This window comes from Streptomyces carminius (assembly GCF_002794255.1).
In the GTDB taxonomy this organism is placed as follows: Bacteria; Actinomycetota; Actinomycetes; order Streptomycetales; family Streptomycetaceae; genus Streptomyces; species Streptomyces carminius.
This window is the reverse complement of sequence record NZ_PGGW01000067.1, coordinates 310,162-331,887: the sequence shown is the minus strand read 5'-3', so window position 1 is coordinate 331,887 and position 21,726 is coordinate 310,162. Positions and strand designations below refer to the sequence as shown.

Below are 21,726 nucleotides of genomic sequence, written 5' to 3'. Positions count from 1 at the left end.
TCGGCCCATGGTTGCCGCCACCCGCCCCGTTGGACGCCCCCGCGCGTCCGGCCCCTCCCGTACCGGTCTGAGTCCTCGCCAGGAGTTGCTGGAGGCGGCCGCGGAGCTGTTCACCACCCGGGGCTACACCGCGACCAGCACCCGGGCGATAGCCGAGCGGGCCGGGTTGCGGCAGGCATCGCTGTACCACTGGTTCGGCGGCAAGGAGGACCTGCTCGCCGTCCTGCTGGAGTCCACCGTGCGGCCCTCCCTGCGAACGGCGCACGCGCTGCGGCGGTACGCCGCCGACGGCGGGGACGGGACCGGCCCGTGGGCCCGGCTGTGGGCGCTGGCCCACGCGGACACCGCGCTGCTGTGCGGTGTCCGGCACAACCTCGGCACGCTGTACCTGCTGCCGGAGACGGCCGGGGAGCCGTTCGCCCCGTTCCGCGCGCTGCGCCGGGAGCTGCGGGACGCCTACCGGACGGCACTGGCCGAGGCCGGCCGCCCCGGTCCGGTGCACACGAGACTGGTCTTCGGTCTGGTCGAGAGCGCGATCCTGGTCCGCCGGGACGATCCCGGCCTGGACGTGGCAGCGCACGCGGCCGCCAGCGCCGACGCGGTGCTGCGAGTGGCCGGCTGCCCCGGGGAGGAGACCGCGGGCGCGGCGGCCGGGGGCCGGGAGCTGCTGGCCGCGGTCGGACCGGCCGGGCCGCCGGAGAGCTGAGCGCCCCCGGGGCTCCCGGACGCCTCCTCTAACATGTGGACCGATCGATTCCGCTCGCACATCCGAGCGCTTCCCCGCATGAAACGGAGCACCGGCCATGGGCCTCGGTCTGCGCTGGACCCTGCACGGCGACGGGCGCACGCCCGCGCCCGGCGCCGTCGTACGGCCCGACGAGCGGCTGTCGTGGCCGCGGACGGCCGGGCTGGGCGCCCAGCACGTGGTGGCCATGTTCGGTGCCACCTTCGTGGCGCCGGTGCTCATGGGCCTGGACCCGAATCTGGCGATCATGATGTCCGGCGTCGCCACCATGGTATTCCTGCTGATGACGCGCGGCCGGGTGCCCAGCTACCTGGGCTCCAGCCTCTCCTTCGTCGGGGTCGCGGCGGCCATCCGGGCGTCGGGCGGCGACAGCGCGACGATCACCGGGGCGCTGCTGGTCGTCGGCGTGGTCCTGGCGGCGGCCGGCTTCGTGGTACGGCGGTTCGGGGCCCGGGTCATCCACGCCGTGATGCCGCCGGTGGTCACCGGCGCGGTGGTGATGCTGATCGGCTTCAACCTGGCCCCGGTGACCGCCTCCACGTACTGGCCGCAGGACCAGTGGACGGCACTGCTGACCATGCTCTTCACCGGGCTGGCCGTGGTGGCGCTGCGCGGCTTCTGGTCCCGGGTCGCGATCTTCCTGGGACTGGTCTTCGGCTACGCCGTCTCCTGGCTGCTGGACCGCCTCTTCGGGAGGATCCACTCCCCGGTGGGCGGCGGCGAGGCGGTCGACCACTGGCGGCTGGACCTGTCGGCGGTGGGCGAGGCGGACTGGGTCGGGCTGCCCTCCCTGCACGCTCCCGCGTTCCAGTGGTCGGCGATCCTGGTGGCGCTGCCGGTGGTGATCGCGCTGATCGCCGAGAACGCCGGCCATGTGAAGGCCGTCGGCGAGATGACCGGCGACCCGCTGGACGACGAACTGGGCACCGCGATCGGCGCCGACGGCGCGGCCACCGTGCTGTCCACCGCGGTCGGCGGCCCGGCCACCACCACGTACTCCGAGAACATCGGCGTGATGGCCGCGACCCGCGTCTACTCCACCGCCGCCTACTGGGCCGCCGCCTGCTTCGCGGTGCTGTTCGGGCTGTGCCCGAAGTTCGGCGCGGTGATCGCCGCGATCCCCGGGGGCGTGCTCGGCGGGATCACCGTGATCCTCTACGGCATGATCGGCCTGCTGGGTGCGCAGATCTGGCTGGCGGGCAACGTGGACCTGCGCAATCCGCTGAACCTGGTGCCGGTCGCGGCGGGCGTCATCATCGGCGTCGGCGGGGTCACACTGGAGATCACCGACAGCTTCGAGCTGAACGGCATCGCGCTGGGCACCCTCGTGGTCCTCACCGGCTACCACGCGCTGCGGGCGCTGGCCCCGGCGCACCTGCGCGAGCAGGAGCCGCTGCTGGACGAGGGCACCTCCTCCTACGGCGAGGCCGTCACCGGCGCGGACGACGGCGACGGGGACGGCGGGGACGGGAAGGGTGCCGCGAAGCCCTAGGAGTTGTCGTCAAGTGTCACGCCCACATCAGCAGGGACGAGAGGGTGACGGGCCTTGACCCGGAAGACCTGACGCACACCTCGCCGTACCCGGCCGAGCACGTCAATCGGTTCGGCGAGTACGGCACCCACGAATTCGGCATGCGGCCCGAGGCGTACGGCCCGGGACCCGACGTCGACCTCACCCCGCTGCGCGAGCGGGACCTCACCGCCGCCGCCCCCCACCAGGCCGCTTGAGTCGACCGCGAGCCTCCTCGCGTGAGCACGGGCCGTACAGGCGAAGCGGCGCCCGAAGCCACCTGAGGTGGCTTCGGGCGCCGCTTCTCGTGCTGTGTCAGGCGTCGGCGGCCAGACCGAGCGTCTGTCCGGCCCGGCCCTGACGGTACTCGTGGGCGTGGCCCAGGTTGGCGTGCAACTGCTCGGCGACGGTGCCCGGGTCGGTGTCGAGAACGGTGAGGACGGGGTGGCCGACGTCGAGGGTGCGCCGGTAGGTCCCGTGGTACTCACCGTGGCCATCGGCATCAGGTGCCGCCGCTCCTGGGGACTTCGCCGCGGCGGTGGCGCGCTCCTCCCCCACGGTCGATGGCGGTGCGGACGTCGTCCGCGGCCCGGACATCCTGGCCGCCCGGCGGGCGTGGGCCGCGGTGCAGTCGCCTTCCCACCTGCGGACGTGGACGGTACCGCTGCAGGTGACGTTGCCGGCGGTGCTGCTGCACGAACGGGAGATCACCGACACGCTGGTGGAGCTGCTGATTTCCACTGTGCGTCGAAGCGTCGTCCCGTGTTCGGCCGTGAGGAGAGGCCGCGGCGCGTATGACCGCTCCCCCAGATCCGTGCCGGAACCGAGAAGTGACATCACCTGCCAGGTACGCCTCCACCGGTCCGGGGAGTTGTCAGCGCATGTGGTTCTCGAACCACTCCAGGATTCGCTCCGGACGGCGCTGGAACCACAGATAGCCGTCCCACCGGGCAGTAGTGTCGTGGATCCAGAACATGTCCTTTTCCTTTGCGCCGATCGCCTCGAAGATGCTTTCGAGGTCCGAGGGACGAACCAGCGGATCGTCGTGGACACCGTAAGTCAGAGTCGGCACCGTGACCGCGGGAGCCGACTTGACCGGGCTGCCTTCTGCCAGCAGGGCACTCGTGATCCGCCGGAACCGGCGATCGACTTCAGCGGCGTATCCTGCGAGTCCGGCACGCTCGAGCTGCTGCTCGAGGATGACCGTCGGCGAGAGAAGCAGGGGCGCGACCAAGGCGCGCACGTCCGCGAAGGCGGCGGGGTCGAGTTCCATCGCCACGAAAGTAGCGTGGGCGCCCATGCAGCGGCTGAACAGACCGAGCGTCATGCGCGCCAGCTCGGGGCGTGAGCGCACGTAGGCCAGCGATCCAAGCACGTCACGGGATTCGAACCGGGCGTTCGACGCCAGTCCTCCGTTTGCTGCCGCGCTCAGTCCACAGTTGCGGAAATCGTACGTCAGCACGTTGTAGCCGTTGTCATGCAGGATCTTGTAGTCCGGCATGAAGTTGACTTCGAAATCGTTCCCCAGCCCTTCCCCCCAAGCGGACTTCCATGGTTCGAGGTGTGCCGGGAAGCCGTAGCGGGAGAAGCCGAACGGGTGCGAGCAGATGATCAATTTGCCGGAGCCGGGGCACGGGATGAACCAGCCTTCGAGAGGCACGCCGTCGGCCGAGGGGAAAGTGACATCGTCGAACTGGAGGCCAGCGTCCGCGGGCGTCCCCAGCAGTGGCGATCGCGCCGAAAAAGCAAGGCCGCGCGCAAATGCGTCGAGTGCGGCGTCGACCTGTGCATCAAGAGCGCCGTCGCCGACCGTCTTGTTGTTCCCAGACATGCAAATCTCCAGAGATGGCTACAGAAGGACTGACGAGGGCCGGCAGACACCGAGGGAATCACCGAGTGCGAGTGAAATCACCTTGCATCAGGATTCGACTCGCGTATGCCGACCGCTGACACCTGATGACCACAGCCTATGTGCGTAGGAATACTGGAAGAATGTCTGTGGTTCCCCGTCCCGTGCCAGATCCTGCCACTTGCCGACGGCACCCTTCTCCGTCGGCCGATACGACTGTGTTCGCACGTCGACTACGCTGCTCCCGCGCCCACTACGCTGGAGGACGTATGGCAGGAACGCTGGAGAGCATCAGGGCGTTGATCGCGCGACACGCCATCGAGTCCGAACCCCGATCGTCGGCCGACGGCATCCGGTTGTACCTCAGCCGCTCCCCGGGCACCCCGGTTCCCATCGTGTTCGAGCCGATGCTGTATCTGGTGTTCCAGGGCAGGAAGCACGTCATCCTCGATGACCGGGTCATCGACTACGGCAACGGTGACCTGGTCATTGCGTACATGGACCTGCCGGCACTGACTCACGTGACCGAGGCGGACGAGACGAAGCCGTACCTGGCGGTCGAACTGCCACTGGACCTCGCCATGCTCGTCGATCTCGCGACGAACACGCGACTGCTGCCCGGGACAGAGACACAGGCGGTCTCGGTGCGTCCGCTGCCTGAGGCAGTCCTCGACCCGATGCTCAGGCTGTTGCAACTGCTCGATTCACCCATGGACGCGAAAATCCTCGCGGGCGGCCTGAAGCGTGAGATCACGTATCGCGTGCTGACGAGTCCACACGGGAACTCACTGCTTCAACTCATCAATGTCGACGGAGTGCTGCAGCGGATCAGACGCTCGACCGAATGGATGCGTCACCATATCGATACGCCGGTCGGCATCGGAACCCTGGCGAACCTTGCAGAAATGAGCGTCACCTCGTTCCACCGGCACTTCAAGGCCGCCACCGGGACCACACCGGCGGAATACCACAAGCGACTCCGCCTGCACGAAGCCCGCCGACTTCTCGCAGGCGAGAGCGAGAGCATCTCACGAATCGCGATGGCTGTCGGCTACGCAAGTCCGTCACAGTTCAGCCGCGACTACAAGCGCACCTTCGGTACCCCTCCAGCAGCGGACCCACTGCGTCAGAGACCACCGCGGGAGAAGTCCGCCAGTTGATCGCCCCGGCAGTCCAGGGTTTCTCACCGCCTGAGCACCCGCTCTTTCTGTCCCCTCACCGTGCCTCGGCGCCGCCGCGGTCGATGCCGGATTCACCGCGACAGAGCCCCTGTCGTGATCACCGCGACCCGCGGCGGGCCATTCCGGCCGCCTCCTTGCTGAGACGGGCCCCCGACCGGCCCCCGCGTCTCCCACAGCCGGGCGGGGCCGAAGAACCGCCCGCCCCGCACGTCCGGATCGGTCGCGGCGCGCAGCTGCGGCAGCGCCCCCTGTTCCAGGGACTGGGTGGACACCAGGCCCGTGACGACAACTCCTGGCGGTGCCCGGCACGGCGGCGGGCCGGGCGGCGGGGCGGTGTGCCCCGCCGCCCGGTCAGGCGCCGGCCCGCCCGGCGGTCAGTGCGGTGACGAGCGTGTCCGCCAGCCGGTCCAGATAGTCCGCCGTGACGGGCTGCCGGCGTGCCCCCAGATGCCAGAAGAGCGCCCCGGGGATCAGGTCGAGGACGATCTCCCGGTCGAGGCCGGCGGGCACCTCGCCCCGGGCGGCGGCCCGGTCCAGCAGGGCCTCGCCCCGGGCCCGCCGGGGTTCGCCGACCCGCTCCGCCAGCGCCCGGGCCAGCGCCCCGTTCCGCCGGGCCTCGGCCATCAGGTCGGTGAGGATCCCGCCCAACCGGGGGTCGTCCAGCCAGGACAGCAGCGCCTCCAGCATCGCCCGTACGTCCCCGCGCAGGGAGCCGGTGTCGGGGGTCTCGGCGAGCGGGACGCTGATCCGGGCCACCGCGTCGACGGCCAGCGCCTGCTTGGACGGCCAGCGGCGGTACAGGGCGCTCTTGCCGACTCCCGCGCGCCGGGCGACAGCTTCCATGGACATCCGCCCGTAGCCCTTCTCCGCGAGTTCACCGAGGGCGATCTCCACGATCGCCTCGGTGAGTTCGGGTCTCAGGACGGCCGCCCCGCTGGGCTTCCTGCGTGTTCCGCTGTGCATGGCGCCCCACCCTAACCGCGGGGCGGTGCGGCGGCGCTCGCCTGCCGCACCGGTACCACCAGGCGGTCCCGGTGCTCGGTGAGGAACGCGCGCAGGGAGCGGGGCGGGCGCCCGGTGAGCCGTTCGACGGTGTCGGCGGTGAAGTCCTGCCTCCCGTCCCGGACGAGGGTGTCCAGGCCGGCCAGGACCTCGGCGAAATCGGGGGGAAACCCGGCCGCGGTCAGCCGGGCGGCCAGTTCCCCGGCCGTGACGCCGACGTGCCGGACGGGGGTGCCGGTCACCTCCGTCAGCAGGGCCGCGGCATCCGCGTAACTCAGCGGCTCGGGCCCGGTGACGAGGTACTCGGCGCTCTCCCGCCCGGCGCCGTCCCCGCCGTCCCCGCAGTCCCCGCCGTCTCCGCCGCCGAGCAGCAGGGCCGCCGCCACCGCGGCGATGTCCCGGGCGTCGACGAGGGCCAGCCGCCCGTCACCGGTGGCGGTGACGAGTTCGCCGGTGGCGCGGACGCCCTCGGCGAGGGGGTGGGCACCGGTGAGGTTCTGCATGAACCAGGACGGCTTGAGCACCGCCCACCGCGGCACGGCCGAGCGCACCAGCGCCTCCACCTCACCCAGTCCCGGGTCGCCGGCCGCGATCGCCGAGGAGCTCAGCAGCACTACATGGCGTACCCCCGCGCGGACCGCCGCCGCCAGGAACGGCTCCACCAGGGCCGCGGGGTCGGCCGTCGCCACCGGTGCCACCAGGTAGACGCGGTCGGCGCCCGCCAGCGCCGGGGCGTGGGTGGCCGGGTCCGCCCAGTCGAAGCGGACGTGCTCACCGCCACCGGGCGGGACCGTGCGCCGGGTGGCCGTGCGCACCGGCGCTCCCCGGTCCGCCAGGAGGGCGGTGAGCGGGGCGCCGGTGTTGCCGGAGGCCCCGGTCACCAGGATCCTCCCACCGCCGTCCCCGCGCCGTGCGACGCTCACGCGGGGCTCCCCTGCGCCGCTCCGCCGAAGGCGGCCGGCTCCATCGGCCCGCCCAGCGCCCGCTCCACGGCCGACGGGCTCCAGTAGTCGCGGTAGGACACCACGCCCTCCGCGCCGCAGGTGATCACCACCACGTAGTCGAGGCGGTACGGGGCGCCGGTGGCCGTCACCGTCCCGGCCACCCCCCACTCCAGGACGAGCGTGTCGGGGTCGCCGGTCTCGTGGCGGGTCTGGTGGACGATCTCGCGCGGGAGGACGAGCTCGTTGTAGCCGGCCACGTAGGCGCGGATCTCCTCCCGGCCGCGCGGCCGGGGCCAGCCGGGCGGGGCGAAGGGGAAGTCCGCCGTGCCGTCGGGCGCCCACAGCCCGGCGAACCCGGTCATGTCGTGTGCGAGCAGGCGGTCCTGCAACCGGTCCACCAGTTCATGGGCGCGCCGCCGCCGGGCGTCGTGGTCTGTCGTGTCCACCGGTCTCCTCTCGTCGGGACGGTACCGTACCGGCCCCATGTATGGACGGTACGGTACCGTCCCGGCCACGGTCAAGCGTCGCCCCCGGCGGCCCGTCCGGGGGACACCCGATCAGGGCGGAGTTCCCGGCATGCCTTCCCCCGCCCGCGCGGGCCTGCGACCGTACGCACATGACGACGGCACGGCACGACACGGCGATCGCGCGGCTGCACGCGCTGGAGGCGGGGCTCCCGCCGCACGACGGGGTCGCGGTCTTCGGCGGGATCTGCCTGGCGGCGGCGCTGGCACTGCGGCGGCGGCCGGCCGGCGACCCGCTCCCCCGTCCGCGGACCGCGGCGGATCCGGCCGCCGACCTGGTGGCGGACCTGGCCCGGCGTTATCTGGCCGCCCTCGACCGCGCCGCCGCCGGTGAGCCCGTCCCCGCCTGCTGGCGCCCGCTGCTCCTGACCCGCCACCACCCCGGGGTGCGCCCGGTGCAGTTCGCGCTGGCCGGGCTGAACGCGTGCCTCGGGCACGACCTGCCGCTGGCCGTGGTGGACGCCGCCGAGGCCCGCGGCTGCGCGCCGGAGGCGCTGCGGGGCGCCTTCGAGCGGATCGGGGACGTGCTCGCCGGTCTGGCGGAGCGGGTGTGCGAGGAACCGGCCCCCGGCGCCGGACCACTGGACGTCACCGACCCGCTCACCCATCTGGTCTGCGGCTGGCGCGTGGAGGGAGCCCGGGAGGCGGCCTGGTCGGCGGTACGGCTGCTGTGGTCCCTGCGGCGCCTGCCCGAACCGTCCGCCGGACCAGCCGGACCGGCCGGGCCCGCCGGGGAGTTCGCCCGCCGGCTGGACACCGGGCTGGGCCTGGTGGGCCGCTTCCTGCTCACCCCGCTGGAGAGCCGCCCGGCGCCCCGTACGGGCTGAGCACCGCTGCCCGTACGGGCCCGCGCGGCCGCTTCGCGGGCCCGTACACCGTCTCCGCGCCGCCCGTGTACCGCCCGCGCCGGTGTGCCAGGGTGGCCGTACCGCTCGGCGAAGGGGGCACCCGGCGGGTGCCGGTGGGGAAGGGAAGCGCATGGGCGTCAGCCTCAGGGACGTCGCCGCACGGGCCGGGGTGTCGGTCAAGACCGTCTCCAACGTGGTCAACGGCTCCGCCCCGGTCTCCCCGCACACCCGGGAGAAGGTCCGGCGGGCCCTGGCCGAGCTGGGCTACCGCCCGAACCTGTCCGCCCGCAGTCTGCGCCGCGGCCGCACCGGGGTGGTCGCCCTGGTCCTGCCCGGCCTGGACGACCCGTACTTCGCCGAGTTGGCCCGGCTCGTCACCGAGGCCGCCGCCGAGCACGGCTGGACCGTGCTGATCGACCAGACCGGCGGCCGGGCCGACCGCGAACGCCAGGTGCTCCGCGGCGCCGGGGCACAGCTCGCCGACGGGCTCCTCCTCTGCCCCGTCACCGTCGGCCGGCGGGAACTGGCCGACCGCACCGACGCCACCCCGCTGGTGCTGCTCGGCGAGCGCGTCCCGGGCGGCACCGTCCCCCAGGTGGCCGTCGACGACCGGCGGGCGGCCTACGAGGCGACCGGGCACCTGCTCTCCCTGGGACGCACCCGGGTCGGCGTCATCGGCGCCCGGGGCCCCCGTGGCCCCGGCGCCGCCCGGCGGCGGCTGGCCGGCCACCGGCAGGCGCTGCGGGACGCCGGGCTGCCCCAGGACGCGCGCCTGGTGCCGCCGACCGGGACGTACCGCCGCGCCGAGGGCGCCGCGGTGCTGCGCCGGCTGCTGGAACTGGACGAACCTCCGCAGGCGGTGGTGTGCTTCGACGACCTGCTGGCGCTCGGCGCGCTGCGCGCCGCGCTGTCCGCCGGGCTGCGGGTGCCCCGGGACCTGGCGCTGGCGGGCTTCGGCGACATCGAGGACGGCCGCTACAGCACTCCGACGCTGACCACCGTCTCCCCCGACAAGGCGGCGCTGGCCCGGTCGGCCGTGGCGCTGCTGGCCGCCCGGATCGACGGCGCTCCCGGCGGCTCCGGCGACTCCGGTGCGCCCGCGGTGGTGGCGGGCCACCGGCTGCTCGTCCGGGAGAGCACGGTCGGCGTGGCGGCCGCGGCCGGACCGGACCCGGTGGTGCCGCCGCAGTCCTCCGGCGCTCAGTCCCCCGGTGCTCAGTCCTCCGGCAGCTCGACCGGGGCGATCTCGTCGTAGACGTCGCCCGGCCCGGGGTTGGCCGGATCGGTGGCGCCGCCTAGGTGGCGCAGCACGCCCCACACCGCGTTGAGCGCCGTCTGCACCGCTCCCTCGGCCCAGCCGGCCGTCCAGGAGATGTCGTCGCCCGCCAGGAACAGGCCCCGCCGGTCCGCCGGGAGCCGGTCCTGCACGAAGTGGGTGAACAGCCGCCGCTGGTAGCGGTAGTGGCCCGGCAGGTTCGCCTTGAAGGCGCCCATGAAGTACGGCTCGTCCTCCCAGGAGACGGTGACCGGGTTGCCGGTGATGTGCCGGCGGATGTCGACATGCGGATAGATCTCCCCCAGCGACTTGAGCATGACCTCCAGCCGTTCCCGGGGACTGAGCGGCAGCCACTTCAGGGAGTCGTCGCACCAGGTGTAGGAGAGGCAGATCGCGGCCGGCCTCTCCGGCCCGTCGTCCAGCAGGTAGGTGCCGCGCGTCATGCGGTCGGTGAGCGTCATGCTCATCGTGTCCCGGCCGGTGCGCTCGTCCCGCTCCCGCCAGAACGGCCGGTCCACCGGCACGAACAGCTTGGAGGACTCCATGTAGTGGGTGCGCTCGACGGCCGTCCAGTGGTCGATGGGCAGCAGGTCGTCGGAGCAGTCGATCTTCGACAGAAGCATCCAGGACTGGGCGGTGAAGACCGCCGCCCGGTAGGTGCGGATGTCGCCGGACGCGTCGGTGACGGTGATCCGGTTGCCCGCCGTGCGGTGCAGCCGGGTGACGGCCGGGCGCGGTTCGCCGCCGTGCAGGGAGCTCAGCGAGGTGCCCGGCGGCCAGTGCACCGGCTTGTCGGGCTCGTGCTCCCACAGCCGCAGCGGGAGCTGCTGGCTGCCGCCGACGATGCCGCGGTGGTCGTCGTCGGCACCGGTGTAGACCACCCGCAGGATCTCCAGGACGGAGTTGGGGAAGTCGGTGTCCCAGCCGCCGGTGCCGAAGCCGACCTGGCCGAAGATCTCCCGGTGGCGGAAGGAGGCGAACGCCGGACAGTCGCACAGGAAGCCGTAGAAGGTCTGGTTGTCCAGCCGTTCCACCAGGCGTGACCAGATCTCCCGGATGCGCGGTACGTCGCGGGTGCGGACGGCCTTCTGCATCGCCGAGAAGTCGGCGCCCTCCTCCAGGCAGGTGTGCCACGCCTCCATCACCCGGCGGTAGACCTCCGGCAGGTCCGCCGGGGTGCGGGCGTAGTGGGTCTCGCCCTTGAGGTCGATCACCGTGGAGGGGGTGTGGGGGGACAGCGGATTGGGGAACGGCCTGGTCTCCAGGCCCACCAGGTCGGCGTAGTGCCAGAAGGCGGTGGAGGACGGCGGGAAGCGCATCGCGCCCAGTTCGGCGGTCAGCTCCGGATCGCAGCCGTCGAAGCCGACGGTGCGCAGCCGGCCGCCGATCCGGTCGGCCTCGTACACCACCGGCCGCAGGCCCGTCTTCATCAGCTCGTACGCGGTGACGATGCCCGACAGGCCACCGCCGATCACCGCGACCTCGGTGCCGTGCTCGGTGGCGGGCACCTGGCCGAGCCCGGCCGGGTGGGCGAGGTGGTCGTCGTAGGCGAACGGGAAGTCCGGGCCGAACATGGTGACGGGCGGCTCGTTCCGGGCCTCGGCGTGCCGCTCGTCGTGGACGGCGGTGGGCACGGTGGAGGTCATGGGTGGCGTCTCCTGCGGTGGTACGGGCAGCCCGGGGATCGGCCCGGGCCGGTGCGGTACGAGGGGGTCACGAGGGGTCACGAGGGGGTGGTGTCCCCGGACGGGGCCCGGCGGGTCTCAGGTCAGAGAGGTGTACAGCTCGGGGCGGCGGTCGCGCAGATACGGGTTGGCCGCGCGTGACGCCCGCAGCAGTCCCGGGTCCACCTCGGCGGTGATCAGGTCCTCCCCCGCTCCGGCACGGGCACGGACCGTGCCGTCGGGGGCCGCCAGACAGCTCAGCCCCGTGAAGGTGAGCGCCTCACCGCCCTCGCCCTCGGTACCGCAGCGGTTGGCGTAGGCGATGTGGAGCTGGCTCTCGAAGGCGCGGACCGGGACGACCGCGTGGGCGACGGTCTCGTGGGGCCGCATCAGCGCGGTGGGCACCAGCAGCAGCTCCGTCCCGGCCAGCGCGTGGGCCCGGACGGTCTCGGGGAACTCCACGTCGTAGCAGATCAGCAGTCCGATCCGGAGGCCGTCGAACTCGGCCTGGACGACCGGCGTCCCGCCCGGCGTGAACCAGGCGTGCTCGAAGCCCCCGTACAGATGGGTCTTGCGGTAGTTGGCCAGCCGCGCGCCGTCGGGGCCGATCAACTGGGCTGAGTTGTACAGGCCGCGGCCGTCGCGCTCGGGGTAGCCGTAGGCGACGGCCAGACCGTGCCGGACGGCGATCCGGGCCACCGCCTCGGCGCCGGGCCCGTCGGCGGGCTCGGCCAGTTCCGCGACCCGGCCGCCGATCACGTAGCCGGTCAGGTACAGCTCGGCGGCGACCAGCAGCCGGGCCCCCGCGTCGGCGGCCCGGCCGGCGGCGCGGTCGAGGGCCGTCAGGGCCAGGGCGGTGGAACCGGGGACACCGCCGGGACCCTGGAGCAGCGCGGTGCGCAGCGGCGTCATGGCACCTCTTCGACTCGTTCGTCCGTACCTGTGCGCCGGCGCGCCGAAGCACCGGTACGAACGTGTTGACCTGGGACGACTCGACGGTACGGCCGTCCCCGGGGCCTCACAAGGCGCACTCGTTGCACACCGGGTGCCGATTCGTTGCGTCTTTCCCGCCGGGAGCGCCGATTCGTTGCGCGAACCCCTCCGGCCCGTCAGGCGGGCGGGCCCGCCCCGTAGCGGCGCACCAGCGGGGAGAGGACGAGCACCGATCTGGTGCGCTCCACGAACGGCTCGCCCGCGATCCGCTCCAGCACCCGCTCGAAGTGCCGCATGTCGGCGGCGAAGACCTGTACGACGGCGTCCGCGTCCCCGGTCACGGTGGAGGCGGAGACCACCTCCGGGTAGCGCGACAGCCCGCGGCGGATGTCCTCCGGGGAGGTCTTGTGGCGGCAGTACATCTCGATGAAGCCCTCGGTCTCCCAGCCGAGCACCGCCGGGTCCACCCGCACGGTGAACCCGGTGATCGCCCCCTGCTCGCGCAGCCGGTCCACCCGCCGTTTGACCGCCGGCGCGGACAGTCCCACCTCGGCGCCGATGTCGGCGTAGGAGCGGCGGGCGTCCTCGGCGAGAGCGCGGACGATGCGTTCGTCGAGCTGGTTCAGTCGCACTGCGAATGGGCCACTTCTGTGCGCGGGCGGTCCGTGGGGCGCCGCGAACCGCGCGGCGCGTCCCCCCGGCGAAGTACAGCACACCGCGTCCGGGGTACTTCACCGGACGCTCACCCGATCATCACGGATTCCGGCCACCGGGCCGACGGCGGAGCCCGTTCCCCGGCTTTCCGGGCATCCCTCCCGGAAAACGGTCCGCGAACCGGACATCCCGCACCGCCCCGGGCCGCGGCACCGCCGGGCGGCACGGTCCTTCCCGGGACGGCTCTGGCACGGGCGGTCGCCGTTTCTATACCGTGTGCCCTCGCAGGAAGAGCAAGCTCGGAGCACGGGGGAGAGCGCGTGTCGTTCGACGACGAATGGAAGCAGTTGGTGGCGGCCGCCGGGGAGCGGCAGGCCGTGGGCACGCGGCTGAACCAGCACGACGGTGGCGGAGGCGGGGGTGGCGGCAGCGCCACGCACGGCGACCTGACGGTGGAGCAGAAGGACCTGGCGGCGATCGGCGACGCGGCGTTCACCCTGCACGGGCGGCTGGTCAAGGACGGCGACCACGCCCGGGCCAGCGGCTACGCCGCCGCGGCGGCGCTGAAGAAGGACTTCGAGATCGGCGGCGCGCTGGACCACGTCACCACCCGCTGGAAGGACCAGCTGCGCACCCTGGCCGACGCCTGCGCCCACATCTCCAACCACCTGGAGTACAGCGACAAGGCCCACGCCAACGACGAACAGCACATCAGCGGGGTGTTCAACAGCCTCACCCAACTCACCGAGGGCTTCGACGAGAGGACGCAGCGCTGATGGACCTCGACGCCCTGCGCTTCGCGAACTTCTCCTCGCTGGACACCGCCATCGGCGACTGGTCTCAGATGGTCACCAAGCTCAAGACCCTCCAGGAGGACGCCGAGTCCGACCTGAACGGCAAGGCCAAGAAGGCCGACTGGTCCGGACAGAACGCCACGGTGACCCGGGAGTTCATCGCCAAGACCGTCGGCGAGTTCGGCGACGCCCACACCCAGGCCTCCTCCATCCGCAACATCCTCAAGGACACCCGCGACGAACTGGTCGAGTACCGCCGACAGCTCAACAACGCCATCGAGCGCGGCCTGGACAAGAACCTGACGGTACGGGACACCGGTGACGGCGGCTTCACCGTCACCATGAACATCCACCCCGACCGCGCCGCCAAGGGCACCGAGGTACCCGACCACACACCCCAGGACGCCGAGAACCTCCGCGACGAGGTCCAGTCCATCCTCTCCAAGGCCACCGAGAGCGACAGCAGCGCCGCCAAGGCCCTGCGCGCCCTGGCCGACCAGACCCCCTACGGCTTCTCCGGCGCCTCCTACGCCGACCGCGACTCCGCCGCCGAGGCGATGAAGGCCGCCGAACGGGCCGCCGCGCTCGCCAAGGACCCCAAGAACCTCTCCCCCAAGGAGTTCGACGAGCTCTACGGCTCCCTGGAGAAGTACAAGGACGACGACCTGTTCGCCGAGCGGTTCGCCACGGCGCTCGGTCCGCAGAAGACCCTGGAGTTCTGGGCGGGCATCAACGACCCGTACGCGTACTCGGAACTCCCCCACGCCCGGGGCGACAAGTTCGCCGGCCTGCAGGAGAACCTCGGTCTCACCCTGGCCAACGCCACCCAGTCCGACAGCGCGGCCATGCAGCGCTGGGAGCGGGACATGGTGGGTCTGGGCGGCGAGTTCGTGCCCAAGGACAATCCCCGGGCCATGGGCGTCCAGATCATGAGCAACCTCATGCGCTGGGGGGACTTCGACGACAAGTTCCTCAAGGACTACGGCAACGAGCTCGTGCGCGTCGAGAAGGAGCGCAGCGGCAACGGCCGGGACGCGTCCCTGGGCTGGCGCCACTTCCCCGGGGACGGCTACCTCAACCGGACGGGGACCGACACGGGTTCGGACCCGATGACCGGTTACATGATGGCGCTCGGCAGGAGCCCGGAGGCCGCCACCGACTTCCTCAACGGCACCTTCGTCACCAAGGACGAGGACCACGACTTCGACCGCGGCCTGACCAACTTCCAGTACCTCTTCGAGGAGCGGAAGTGGCCCCAGGAGTACGACTCCGACCTGAAGAAGACCTTCCCCGGGCAGAACGCCCTCGGCTGGGCGCTGGAGGCCGCGACGACCGGCCACCCGGCCGGTGAGCAGCCCACCGCGGACCTCCCACCGCACACCCCGGAGCAGGCGAGGCTGATGGAGGCCGTCGTCAACTCCGTCTCCGACGACCCCGAGCGCCTGACCGAACGCGGCTACCTGTCCGACAGCCTGGGCCAGATCGCGGCCGAGTACCTGCCCGACATCAACCGGGCCACGGCCGACGACAAGCACGGAAACACCAACCTGCTGTTCCCGGTCGCCGGAGCCGCCGCCGATCTGGACCACAACGACGTCACACGCTTCCTCGTCAGCGTGGGCCAGAACCCGGAGGGGTACGCGAAGGTCGAGATGGGCCAGAAGGCCTACATGACCAATCTCTTCGACTATCACCTGAACCCCGACCTCCCGGAGGACAGGCGTTACCCGCAGAACCCCCAGAGCACGGTCGAGGAGATCGCGCGCCGGTCCGGCGAGATCAGCGGGAGCCTGGCCGTCGGCCGCCAGGAAGCGGTTCTGGGAGAGGCCCACCAGAAGGACGATGACTACCAGAAGTCGATGGGCCAGCTGAAGAACACGATCTCCGGAGTCGTCGGCACCGGAATCGGTGTGGGGACGAGCTTCATCGCCACACCCGTGGGCGGAGCCGTGGCCGGTGGAGCCGCCGGCACGGTCAGCAGCGTCGTCCTGGAGCAGATCTTCGGCGCGGTCGAGCCGAACAATCTCAAGGACGCCGGGGAGAAGGTGGGCGAACGGTGGGAGCTCGCCAGGCAGAACAGTCTCGAGCACGGTCAAGTAGCCGCTATGGAGGCCGCCAAGGCGCACAACGCCCCCTACGCGAACCAGGTGGCCGACTGGGTGCTGTACGGGAACGAGGACGGTTTCACCAACGCCTCGGTCAATGTCTCCAGGATGGCGGACGAACTCGAAACAGAGGTTCCCAACTCCTAGCACTCTGCTCTGGCCCAGGTACTCCGTTCCTGTCCCAATATCGCGTCGGCCGGACCGAAATTTCCAGGAGAGAACATGTCACCAGGAGCCCGGCTCCTGCCCCCAGTGCTCGGAGTACTGATCATCAGCCTCGGCGCAGCCGCCTGTTCGGCGCAGGAGAGGAACTACGAGATCCCCTCCGCCATGTGCGGCACAGCCGTTTCCTCCGGTTTTCTGGAACCCCTCCTACCGCCCGGGGAAGAAATCTCCACGACCCACTCCGACAGGACGGAAGGGATGGAGCGCTGCCTCGTCCACGTCGACGACGAGCAGGTACTCACGTTCAACATCGAGTGGTGGAGGGAAGGGACCTCGCTGGCCAAGTTCGCCTCCGTGGTTCCCAACATTGATCCCGGGGACAAGGAGACGGAAGACGGCCAGTACATTTACTCGGACACCGGGGCCGTCGGGAAGGTCGCTTGTCCGCGACCGCGGAAAACCGACGGTGACCTCTTCGTGGCAGTACGGGTCGACGAACCGGGCTCGCCCGACGAGGCGGCGGTGCAGAAGCTCATCGCCGCCTACGCCGAAGAGGTCGCCAAGTCCGACGAGTGCACCTGAGGACGGTGCGGGGTGCCGCGGGCCGGCCGCACCGGTCCGCGGCACCCCGCGCCCTCAGCCGAGGGTGTTGAGGCGGGAGTGGCGGATGCCGTAGCCGAGGTAGACCCCCAGGCCCGCGGCCAGCCAGAGGCCGAAGACCGTCCAGGTGACCGCGTCCAGACCGGCCATCGTCCAGACGCAGAAGGCGAGGCCGAGCGCGGGCAGCAGCGGGGAGAGCGGCACCCGGAAGCCGCGGGGCAGGTCCGGGCGGGTGCGGCGCAGCACGATGACGGCGATGTTGACCAGTGCGAAGGCGAAGAGCGTGCCGATGCTGGTGGCGTCGGCGAGCCGGCCCAGCGGGATCACCGCGGCCAGCAGACCGCAGAAGACGGCCACGATCAGGGTGTTGGCGCGCGGGACGCCGGTACGCGGGTGCACCCGGGAGAAGACCCTCGGAATCAGCCCGTCCCGGGCCATCGCGAACAGGATGCGGGTCTGGCCGTACAGGACGGCCAGGACGACACTGGCGATGGCGACGACGGCCCCCAGGGACAGCAGAACCGACCAGAATGCCTGGCCGGTGACGCGCTGGAGGATCCCGGCGAGAGCCGCCTCGGAGCCGGTGAACCCCCGCCAGTCGAGGGCACCCACCGCGACGGCGGCGACCAGGCAGTACAGCACGGTGACGACGGCCAGCGACAGGATGATGGCGCGCGGCAGATCGCGCCGGGCGTTCCTCGCCTCCTCGCCGGCCGTGGAGGCGGCGTCGAAGCCGATGTAGGAGAAGAACAGCGTCGCGGCCGCCGCGTTGACCCCGGCCAGGCCCAGCGGCATGAACGGGGTGTAGTTCCCGGCGCGCACCCCGGTGGCGGCGACGGCGCAGAACATCAGCAGCGCGGCGATTTTCACCACCACCATCACGGCGTTGGCGGTGGCGCTCTCCCGGACGCCGCCGAGCAGGAAGGCCGTGGCCAGCAGGACGAGCAGCAGGGCGGGGAGGTTGAAGAGGCCGCCCTCACCCGGCGGGGCGGCCAGCGCGTCGGGGAGGGTGGCGCCGACGGTGCCGTCGAGCAGTTCGTTGAGGTACTCGCCCCAGCCCACGGCGACGGCGGCCACCGACACCCCGTACTCCAGGACCAGGCACCAGCCGATGACCCAGCCGAGCAGTTCGCCCATGGTCGCGTAGGTGTAGCTGTAGGCGGAGCCGGAGACCGGGATGGTGCCGGCCAGTTCGGCGTAGGACAGGGCGGAGAACAGGGCGGTCACCCCGGCCAGGGCGAAGGAGAGGACCACGGCCGGGCCCGCCTCGGGAACGGCCTCGCCCAGGACGACGAAGATGCCGGTGCCCAGCGTCGCGCCGATGCTGATCGCCGTCAGCTGCCACACCCCCAGCGAGCGCCGCAGCGCGCCGCCCTCTCCCCGGCCGCCGTCGGCGGCGAACAGCTCGACGGGCTTGCGGCGGGTCAGCCGGGAGCGGGCCGCCGGGGGACGCGGCTCGGGTGCGGGGGACGCGGTGCCCTGGTCCATCGCGGACGGCTCCTCGCGGGGTCGGTCGCATGTCTCGCATTTCACCCAGAGCTTTGCACACCGGACACCCGCGGACGCCGCGACCGTCCGGGTGCCCCGCTCGCGCGTCACCGCACCGGCAGCGCCCGCACCCAGGTCCGGTCCTCGGTGAGGTAGGCGTCCGCGATGAGGCCCGCGCCGGCCAGTGCCCGCCCGAACTCCTCGCCGCTCAGCCGCCGCGAGCGGAACGTCTGGGTCCAGGTGCCGTCCGGGAAGGTGTACTCGCAGCGGATGGACGACACCCCGGGGTCCGCGTCGGGTCCGGCGGAGACGACCCGGATCAGGGCGTCCCCGGCCCTCCGCTCCCGCGGCACCCTCTCGTGCCAGTCCTCACCCTCGCGCTGGACCAGGACGCAGCCCCCGTCCGCGACATGCCGCCGGCAGGCGCGCAGCAGCGCGTCGCGCACCCGGACGTCGCCCGCGTGCACCAGGAAGGACGCCAGGAGGACGACGTCGAAACGCTCGCCGAGATCCAGCGTCTCGATGGACGAGCGGACGGTGCGGGCACCGCGCACGTGCTCCAGCATCTCCGGCGACTCGTCGACGGCCGTCACCGCGAAACCGCGTTCCAGCAGCGGGTGGGTCAACCGGCCCGCGCCGCAGCCCAGTTCCAGCAGGCTCGCCCCGGCGGGGACGGCCGAGGCGACGACCTCGGGTTCGTCGCCGGCGGGGAGGCGGGTGTAGACCTCCACCGCACAGCCGTCGGGGGTGATCGCCCCGGTTCCGGTGCCGCCGTGTCCCTCGCGTGTCCACTCGTTCACGCGTCCCATCCCAGCAGCGGCGGCCCGTCCCCGGAAGAGGGCGGGCCGCGGCCGGACCCGTACGCCCCGGCGCGGGCCGGGCCCTACCAGCCGGCGGGCAGCGGCTTGCCCTCGGCGTACCCGGCGGCGCTCTGCACGCCGACGACGGCCTTCCCGGCGAACTCCGCCAGATCGGCCGCGCCGGCATAGGTGCAGGCCGAGCGGACTCCGGCGACGATCGTGTCGATCAGGTCCTCCACGCCCGGCCGGGCCGGGTCCAGGAACATCCGGGAGGTGGAGATGCCCTCCTCGAACAGTGCCTTGCGGGCCCGGTCGTACGGGGACTCCTCGGCGGTGCGGTTGCGCACGGCGCGGGCGGAGGCCATGCCGAAGCTCTCCTTGTACAGCCGTCCGTCGGCGCTCTGCTGGAGGTCCCCGGGGGACTCGTACGTCCCGGCGAACCAGGAGCCGATCATGACGTTGGAGGCGCCCGCGGCCAGCGCCATGGCCACGTCCCGCGGATGCCGCACCCCGCCGTCGGCCCAGACGTGCCGGCCGTGCTCACGCGCCTGCTCGGCGCACTCCAGGACGGCGGAGAACTGCGGGCGGCCCACCCCGGTCATCATCCGGGTGGTGCACATGGCGCCCGGCCCGACCCCGACCTTGACGATGTCGGCCCCGGCCTCGATCAGGTCGCGGGTGCCCTCGGCGGAGACGACGTTGCCCGCGACGACGGGGACGCGCGGCTCCAGGGCGCGCACCGCCCGTACCGCGGCGAGCGCCGACTCCTGGTGGCCGTGCGCGGTGTCCACCACCAGGGTGTCCACCCCGGCGGCCAGCAGCCCCTCGGCCCGGCCGGCGACGTCGCCGTTGATGCCGAGGGCGGCGGCGATCCGCAGTCCGCCCCGGTCGTCGGTCGCGGGGGTGTAGAGGGTGGCGCGCAGGGCGCCCTTGCGGGTGAGGATGCCCACCAGGCGCCCGTCGGCGTCCACGGCGGGCGCGACCCGGCGGTGCGCGGTGTCCAGGCGGGTGAACGCCTCGCGCGGGTCGATGCCGGCGTCCAGCAGCAGCATCTCCCGGGTCATGACCTGGTGCAGCTGGGTGAAGCGGTCCACTCCGGTCAGGTCGGACTCGGTGACGACGCCGACCGGCCGCCCGTCCTCGGTGACGACGCCCGCGCCGTGCGCCCGCTTGTGCAGCAGGGCCAGCGCCTCGCCGGTGGTGGCGGTGGGCGCCAGCACAATGGGGGTGTCCAGGACCAGGTGGCGCCGCTTGACCCAGGAGACCACCTCGGTGACCACGTCGAGGGGGATGTCCTGCGGGATGACCGCCAGCCCGCCGCGGCGGGCGACCGTCTCGGCCATCCGGCGCCCCGCGACCGCGGTCATGTTGGCCACGACGAGCGGCACGGTGGTGCCGCTGCCGTCCGGGGTCGACAGGTCCACCGCGTGCCGGGAGCCGACCGCGGAGCGGCCCGGCACCATGAAGACGTCGTCGTAGGTGAGGTCGTACGGGGGCCGCTGGTCGTTGAGGAATCGCACGTGCCTCATTGTCACACGGCGCCACGGAGGACCTGGTGGGAGAAGTTCCCCGCGCGGCCCGGGGGGGGGACGCCTCCGGGAGGGGACGCGCTCCCTCAGGCTGCGGCGCCCTCGTCCGGGTCCACCCGCTCCAGCGCGGGCCAGGGGCCCGGTTCGGTCTCCCGCAGCAGCCGGTCGGCGGCGGCGGTGTCGGTGACCAGGCTGGTCACCAGCCCGGAGCGGAGCACCGCGCAGATCGCCTCCGCCTTGCGGCGGCCGCCCGCGATGGCGATGACCTCGGGGATGCGGCGCAGCCGGTCGGCCTCGACGGTGATGCAGCGCTCCCCCAGGTCGCGGCCGATGCGGCGGCCCTCGGCGTCGAAGAGGTGGGCGGACATCTCGGCGGCGACCCCCAGCGAGGCGTAGTGGGCGCGCTCCTCCTCGCTGATCATGTCGTGGACGGTGGAGACGCCCGGCTCCCAGGAACCGATGGACACCGCGGCCACAGTCACCTTGTCGAAGTACTCGAACGCCGCCGCGATGCTGGTCTGGCCGCGCAGCGCCGCGGCGGTGGCCGCGTCCGGCAGGAGCATCGGCGCGTAGATGGGGTGGGCCTCGCCGCCGGAGACCGCGGCGGCGCGGCGGACGGCCTCCACCGAGCCGCGCTCCGCGGTGCCCGCGTCGTAGACGCCGGTGAGCTGGACGACGGTGCACGGCGGAAGGCGGTGCAGCGCCGTGGCCGTGTGGATGGTGGAACGCCCCCAGGCCAGGCCAAGGACGTCGCCCTCGGTGACCAGCTCGCCGAGCAGGTCGGCGGCGACCTCGCCCAGGTTCTCCGGGTCGGCGGCGTCCTCGGCGGCGTCCGAGGGCGACTCGACGACGACGGCGTGCCGCAGTCCGTAGCGGGCGCGCAGCGCGTCGGACCGGTCGGCGTCCAGCTCGGCGGGGACGCGGATCTCGATGCGGACCAGGTCCCGCTCCAGCGCGGTCTCCAGCACCCGGGCCACCTTGAAGCGGCTCACCCCGAACTCGTCGGCGATCTGGATCTTGGACTTGCCCTCCAGGTAGAAGCGGCGCGCCATGGCCGCCGCCTGCATCAGCTCGGCGGGACCCATTCTCGCGGCTGACCGCCCGGTCGACACCGC

The 21,726-nt window shown here is 72.4% G+C and carries 21 protein-coding genes; 9 read left to right on the top strand and 12 right to left on the bottom strand.

Annotated elements, in window-relative coordinates; genetic code table 11:
* Positions 1 to 7 precede the first annotated feature (7 nt).
* From CUT44_RS25905 to CUT44_RS25895, 3 genes are all read left to right on the top strand, one after another.
* Positions 8 to 706, top strand: coding sequence for a TetR/AcrR family transcriptional regulator (locus CUT44_RS25905; RefSeq protein ID WP_100204341.1), 699 nt, complete (start codon positions 8 to 10; stop codon positions 704 to 706).
* A gap of 97 nt (positions 707 to 803) precedes the next feature.
* Positions 804 to 2,237, top strand: a complete 1,434-nt coding sequence (locus tag CUT44_RS25900; RefSeq protein ID WP_100204340.1) for a uracil-xanthine permease family protein — start codon at positions 804 to 806, stop codon at positions 2,235 to 2,237.
* A 44-nt stretch (positions 2,238 to 2,281) separates the two neighbouring features.
* Positions 2,282 to 2,473: a hypothetical protein gene (locus CUT44_RS25895; protein WP_100204339.1), complete on the top strand. Its 192-nt coding sequence runs from the start codon at positions 2,282 to 2,284 to the stop codon at positions 2,471 to 2,473.
* Between the two features lie 97 nt (positions 2,474 to 2,570).
* Here CUT44_RS25895 and CUT44_RS32600 read toward each other — a convergent pair whose 3' ends face one another.
* Both CUT44_RS32600 and CUT44_RS32865 read right to left on the bottom strand, forming a co-directional pair.
* Entirely contained in the window at positions 2,571 to 2,996 is a 426-nt protein-coding gene (locus tag CUT44_RS32600) for a hypothetical protein (RefSeq protein WP_107488068.1), read from the bottom strand.
* A gap of 133 nt (positions 2,997 to 3,129) precedes the next feature.
* A complete protein-coding gene (locus CUT44_RS32865) occupies positions 3,130 to 4,086 on the bottom strand; it encodes an alpha/beta hydrolase (protein ID WP_146252307.1) in 957 nt (318 codons plus the stop codon).
* Positions 4,087 to 4,373: 287 nt separating this feature from the next.
* Here CUT44_RS32865 and CUT44_RS25880 point away from each other — a divergent pair, with 287 nt between their 5' ends.
* The gene (locus CUT44_RS25880) at positions 4,374 to 5,264 is read left to right on the top strand and encodes an AraC family transcriptional regulator (protein ID WP_158239668.1); all 891 of its coding nucleotides are present in this window, start codon (positions 4,374 to 4,376) and stop codon (positions 5,262 to 5,264) included.
* Between the two features lie 372 nt (positions 5,265 to 5,636).
* On the opposite strand, the gene CUT44_RS25870 is transcribed toward CUT44_RS25880, so the two are convergent.
* Genes CUT44_RS25870 through CUT44_RS25860 form a run of 3 tightly spaced genes read right to left on the bottom strand, consistent with a single transcriptional unit; the run spans position 5,637 to position 7,677 of the window.
* A complete protein-coding gene (locus CUT44_RS25870) occupies positions 5,637 to 6,248 on the bottom strand; it encodes a TetR/AcrR family transcriptional regulator (protein WP_100204335.1) in 612 nt (203 codons plus the stop codon).
* Between the two features lie 11 nt (positions 6,249 to 6,259).
* Entirely contained in the window at positions 6,260 to 7,210 is a 951-nt protein-coding gene (locus CUT44_RS25865; protein ID WP_100204334.1) for an NAD(P)H-binding protein, read from the bottom strand.
* Positions 7,207 to 7,677: a nuclear transport factor 2 family protein gene (locus CUT44_RS25860; RefSeq protein ID WP_233221658.1), complete on the bottom strand. Its 471-nt coding sequence runs from the start codon at positions 7,675 to 7,677 to the stop codon at positions 7,207 to 7,209. The genes CUT44_RS25865 and CUT44_RS25860 overlap by 4 nt, the downstream gene beginning before the upstream one ends.
* A gap of 170 nt (positions 7,678 to 7,847) precedes the next feature.
* Between CUT44_RS25860 and CUT44_RS25855 the strand changes: the two genes are divergently transcribed.
* Both CUT44_RS25855 and CUT44_RS25850 read left to right on the top strand, forming a co-directional pair.
* Positions 7,848 to 8,582 (top strand): DUF5995 family protein, encoded by a 735-nt coding sequence (locus CUT44_RS25855; protein ID WP_100204332.1) that lies wholly within the window; start codon positions 7,848 to 7,850, stop codon positions 8,580 to 8,582.
* A gap of 151 nt (positions 8,583 to 8,733) precedes the next feature.
* The gene (locus tag CUT44_RS25850; protein ID WP_100204331.1) at positions 8,734 to 9,858 is read left to right on the top strand and encodes a LacI family DNA-binding transcriptional regulator; all 1,125 of its coding nucleotides are present in this window, start codon (positions 8,734 to 8,736) and stop codon (positions 9,856 to 9,858) included.
* On the opposite strand, the gene CUT44_RS25845 is transcribed toward CUT44_RS25850, so the two are convergent.
* The 3 genes from CUT44_RS25845 to CUT44_RS25835 all read right to left on the bottom strand — a co-directional run bounded on the left by CUT44_RS25845 (position 9,819) and on the right by CUT44_RS25835 (position 13,108).
* On the bottom strand, positions 9,819 to 11,525 hold the full coding sequence (locus CUT44_RS25845; RefSeq protein ID WP_100204330.1) for a flavin monoamine oxidase family protein: 1,707 nt from the start codon (positions 11,523 to 11,525) through the stop codon (positions 9,819 to 9,821). The two genes, CUT44_RS25850 and CUT44_RS25845, sit on opposite strands and share 40 nt — an antisense overlap.
* 117 nt (positions 11,526 to 11,642) lie before the next feature.
* The gene (locus CUT44_RS25840; protein WP_100204329.1) at positions 11,643 to 12,455 is read right to left on the bottom strand and encodes a carbon-nitrogen hydrolase family protein; all 813 of its coding nucleotides are present in this window, start codon (positions 12,453 to 12,455) and stop codon (positions 11,643 to 11,645) included.
* A 197-nt stretch (positions 12,456 to 12,652) separates the two neighbouring features.
* Complete coding sequence (locus CUT44_RS25835; RefSeq protein WP_100204328.1) at positions 12,653 to 13,108, bottom strand: Lrp/AsnC family transcriptional regulator; 456 nt, start codon at positions 13,106 to 13,108, stop codon at positions 12,653 to 12,655.
* A 342-nt stretch (positions 13,109 to 13,450) separates the two neighbouring features.
* On the opposite strand from CUT44_RS25835, the gene CUT44_RS25830 reads away from it, so the two are divergent.
* From CUT44_RS25830 to CUT44_RS25820, 3 genes are all read left to right on the top strand, one after another.
* Positions 13,451 to 13,906 carry a hypothetical protein gene (locus CUT44_RS25830; RefSeq protein ID WP_100204327.1) on the top strand — a complete coding sequence of 152 codons (456 nt, stop codon included), beginning with the start codon at positions 13,451 to 13,453 and terminating at the stop codon, positions 13,904 to 13,906.
* Complete coding sequence (locus CUT44_RS25825; protein ID WP_100204326.1) at positions 13,906 to 16,176, top strand: DUF6571 family protein; 2,271 nt, start codon at positions 13,906 to 13,908, stop codon at positions 16,174 to 16,176. Before CUT44_RS25830 ends, CUT44_RS25825 begins: the two co-directional genes overlap by 1 nt.
* Positions 16,177 to 16,251: 75 nt before the next feature.
* Positions 16,252 to 16,776 (top strand): hypothetical protein, encoded by a 525-nt coding sequence (locus tag CUT44_RS25820; protein WP_146252306.1) that lies wholly within the window; start codon positions 16,252 to 16,254, stop codon positions 16,774 to 16,776.
* A gap of 54 nt (positions 16,777 to 16,830) precedes the next feature.
* On the opposite strand, the gene CUT44_RS25815 is transcribed toward CUT44_RS25820, so the two are convergent.
* The 4 genes from CUT44_RS25815 to CUT44_RS25800 form a co-directional block, all read right to left on the bottom strand.
* Positions 16,831 to 18,282, bottom strand: a complete 1,452-nt coding sequence (locus CUT44_RS25815; RefSeq protein WP_100204324.1) for an amino acid permease — start codon at positions 18,280 to 18,282, stop codon at positions 16,831 to 16,833.
* Between the two features lie 107 nt (positions 18,283 to 18,389).
* Entirely contained in the window at positions 18,390 to 19,082 is a 693-nt protein-coding gene (locus CUT44_RS25810; protein WP_233221657.1) for a class I SAM-dependent methyltransferase, read from the bottom strand.
* Between the two features lie 83 nt (positions 19,083 to 19,165).
* Positions 19,166 to 20,611, bottom strand: a complete 1,446-nt coding sequence (locus CUT44_RS25805; protein ID WP_100204322.1) for a GuaB1 family IMP dehydrogenase-related protein — start codon at positions 20,609 to 20,611, stop codon at positions 19,166 to 19,168.
* An 86-nt stretch (positions 20,612 to 20,697) separates the two neighbouring features.
* Positions 20,698 to 21,696 (bottom strand): sugar-binding transcriptional regulator, encoded by a 999-nt coding sequence (locus tag CUT44_RS25800; RefSeq protein ID WP_199185837.1) that lies wholly within the window; start codon positions 21,694 to 21,696, stop codon positions 20,698 to 20,700.
* Between the last annotated feature and the right edge of the window lie 30 nt (positions 21,697 to 21,726).